The following is a 3,574-nucleotide window of genomic DNA, read 5'->3' as shown; positions in this document are numbered from 1 at the left end:
TCCGGATGTTACCGGCCAGCAGGTAGTACTGCACGATGCCCCGGTATTCGGCCCCGTAGATGCGAACGATGTCGTAGTCGCTGTAGTTGATCACCTGGGACCGGCGCGCGGGTTTTCCGCGCTCGCGGTAAAGGGCGGTCTTGGCCTTGATCACCGAAGTGGGAACGCCCAGGCTGATCGCCCCGTTCACGCCGCGATGGCCGTTGCGGGCGCGTTGCCTGTCGTCGCGTTGCACTCCGATGTCGTAGCCGAGGAACCGAGCTCGCCCGGTCCGGGCGTGCGTGATCAGGGTCTTGTCCTGCGACAGATCCAGCGCGAGATCGTCGCGCAGGAACGCCGCCAGGCGTTGTTTGATCTCCTCGGCTTCGGCCTTGGGTCCGATGAACCCGAGCAGGTGGTCGTCGGCGTAGCGGACATATCTCAGCCGCCGATAGCCCGGATCGTATTGATCCTGGCTGGGCAGGCTCTGCATCTGCTTGCGGAGCCTGGCGGCCTCGACACGGTCGCCGCGCCTGCGAGCGCGCGCGAGCGTGTTCGCAACCTCCAGGTAGGCAGGGTTGCGGGCCCTACGCGTGCCTCGGGTGTATTCCGGAATCAGAACCGTCTCGACGAACTGGTCCAACTTGTGCAGGTAGATCGAGGACAGGACCGGTGAGGCGACACCACCCTGCGGTGCGCCACTGGGTGTCGCATGCCAAGTCCAATCCTCGAGGTATCCGGCTGTCAGCATGTTGCGCAGCAGCCGCAGGAACCGGTTGTCGTGGACCTTCTCCGACAGGATCGTGACCATGATCTCGTGGTCGAGCGACCCGAAACAGTCGGCGATGTCTCCCTCGACGAACCAAGCCGTTCCCGTCCAGGTGTTGGCGATCTCCCGCAACGCGGTGTGACAGCCTCTCCTTGGCCGGAACCCGTGGGAATGCTCGGAGAACTGCGGCTCGTAGTACGCCTCCAACAGCAGACGCACCACTTCGCCGACCAGCTTGTCCGACCAGGTCGGCAGTCCCAGCGGACGCATTTTCCCGTTCTTCTTCGGAATCAGCGTCCGCCGCACCGGCGCGAACCGATAGCGCTCGTGGCGCATCGCGTCGATGATGCGGTCGATCTTCGCTGTCGACATGCCGTCCACGGTTTCCTGCGTGACCCCGGGCGTCATTGCCCCCTTGTTGGAGTAGATGCGGCCGTAAGCCAGCAGATACAACTGCGGGTTGAACAGTTGCCGATATAGTTGCTTGCATGGCAGCCCCCGGCTGCCGCGTTCACGAAGAACACCGAGAATCGTTTCGGCGCTTTGCATTTCGCATACCTCCCGATCTTCTGGTATTCGAATCACCTGGCCCCCTTCGCCCTGTGGACGGCTTTCCCGCCCTCCCTGGCCGGGCGTGACTCCGGCGACTACTACGAGGCCTCCGTCGCCATAGGACTCGCGTCCGGTAGGCGATCCCACGTTCGTCTCCACCACACGTGACAGCGCGAGGTAGGTGGCCCACTCATCTCCTTCAATGCCCTCACTGGGCATCGCCCCAGCATCCGGAAGGTTGCCCCGGCTATGCTTCATCGCCAGGGCAGGACACGGGCACCGGTTTCAGACGTCGTTTCCAGAGGATGCGAAGTTCCATCGCTGGAGATTGGGCTTCAAGCAATCCAGCCTTCACCATGTCGCGCGGGTCTCCCAGCACACCGTCCCTGACGTCTGGACCCGGTCACTGGTTTCACATGGCATGCTCTTGTCCCCCTTAACCTTTCGGCGCAGGGTAAGCCATCAGACCCAGGAATCCTCCTTCCAGTTCCTCCCGGCTGAACCGGGGATGTGACGGAGCGCCTCGTGGCGCACAACGCCTCTTCCACGTGCCAGCGCGAGCCCGCGGTCCAGGCCAGATCCACCAGGCGGGCGGTGGCCGGGCCGTAGCAGAGGTAGTAGGCGATTTCGGTCGGGTCGCTGATCGACCGTCGCGCCAGTAGCCAGTGACCGCGCCCGCTGGTCCAGGTGCCGTCGATCTGGCGGCGTGCCCAGTCGTATTCGCGCGGGCCGTGCGCGCCGGCGCCGACCGAGAGCCGCTGCCAGGTGCGGTCGCCGAACTCGGCGACCAGGTCGTCGGCGCGGGCGAGTCGGTCGGCGCGGGTGCGCAACTGGTGATCGCAGCGGGTGGCCATCACGTAGAACACGTCGTGGTCTTCGCACCAAGCCCGCAGGTAACCGGCCTGGCCGTAGGCTTCGTCGGCGGTGAACCACCGAAACGGCACCCTCGCCGCCAGCGCGCGTTCGAGCATGGCGATCATCTGACGCGGTTTGGTCGCGAACTCGACCTCGTCGGGAATCCCGGCGTCACGACACCGCTCACGATCGGCCGTCCACGACTGGGGAACATAGAGTTCCCGGTCGATCAGGGCGTGCCCATGGCGCGACGCGTACGCCAGAAACACACCGATCTGGCAGTTTTCTGTACGGCCGGCCGTTCCGGAGTATTGACGTTGCACGCCAGCGGATTTCACACCCTTCTTCAGGAACCCGGTCTCGTCGCCGGCCAGCACAGCGTCCGGGTCACCGAGGTGTTCGACCACGTAGTCACGCACATCGTCACGCACCGCGTCGACGTCCCAATCGGCCGCACGCAACAGCCGCTGCATCCCGTCCGGGGTGCTCTCACCGGCGCGCTCGGCCAGGGTCCACCCGTTCTTGCGTTCCAGACCCGCGACCAGCCCCGACACATACTCACCCGCCCGCTCCCGCGGTTCGACGCGGGTGAACCGTCCCCCGATCCTCGCGATCAACGAATCCAGTTCGGCCACAGCACGATCCAACACCACCCGACAGGTCTACCAGCAACAAATCACCTGAGTGCAGTTGCAGTACTAACAGGTTCGGCGCGGTGGCGTCGGGTTCTGTTGCAGTGCAGGATGTTTCGGGGGGCAGCACCCTGGATCGTGGATGACGAGTTGTGGGCGGTAATCGAACCGCTACTGCCGGTGAAACCGGCCGGAACACCGGGACCGCCGCAGAGGGACAGCCGCCGCGTGCTGCAGGGCATCCTGTTCGTGCTGATCACCGGAATCGGGTGGGAAGACCTGCCCCAGGAGAACGGATCGCTGCTGGGATGTCGTGCCCGCCTCGGGCGTGAGCACTTTTCATTAGGTCGCCGAGCCAGCCGCTACCGGTAGCGAGTCTGCCGTACTGGTGTGCGCTGCCTGCCACGACCACATCCACAACGGGCACCCAGCCGCATCACTCACGCAATAGTTCACTGGAGAGCCGGATAATCAGGAAACTATCAAGTCCGGTTCGGTGGGAGGCCGAAAAGGACCAGTACGCCGCTGGAACCTCGCCGCTCGGCCGACCCTACTGCCCTGCTCCACCAGTACCGGCGACCGGCCATCCGATGGGAACGACGCACCGACATCCACCACGGATTCCTCGACCTCGCCGCAGCCCTGATCTGCTGGCGCCGACTCAGCAACCGAACCCGATTAGGAGCCCCTAGCCTCGCCCAATCACGCCTGATGGGGCCGTCGGTGGCTCTGAAATGGCGAAAGGTGCTCTGAACTGCGATAATTCGGCTTGCTGAGGGCTGAATAT

Annotated in this window: 2 protein-coding genes and 1 pseudogene; 1 reads left to right on the top strand and 2 read right to left on the bottom strand. The window is 64.4% G+C overall.

The features are described from left to right. A partial coding sequence (locus tag ACFXN1_RS51490; protein WP_379446642.1) for a reverse transcriptase/maturase family protein occupies nt 1-1,519 on the bottom strand: 1,519 nt, incomplete at its 3' end. 320 nt (nt 1,520-1,839) lie between these two features. After that, nucleotides 1,840-2,808, bottom strand: a pseudogene (locus ACFXN1_RS51485) (IS701 family transposase); the annotation flags it as partial. A gap of 90 nt (nt 2,809-2,898) precedes the next feature. On the opposite strand from ACFXN1_RS51485, the gene ACFXN1_RS51480 reads away from it, so the two are divergent. After that, nucleotides 2,899-3,159: a transposase gene (locus tag ACFXN1_RS51480; RefSeq protein ID WP_379446643.1), complete on the top strand. Its 261-nt coding sequence runs from the start codon at nt 2,899-2,901 to the stop codon at nt 3,157-3,159. Nucleotides 3,160-3,574: the final 415 nt, after the last annotated feature.

Source organism: Nocardia sp. NPDC059154, from assembly GCF_042755705.1.
GTDB lineage: Bacteria > Actinomycetota > Actinomycetes > Mycobacteriales > Mycobacteriaceae > Nocardia.
The sequence above is the reverse complement of the archived record's forward strand: the minus strand, read 5'-3'. Positions and strand labels throughout refer to the sequence as shown.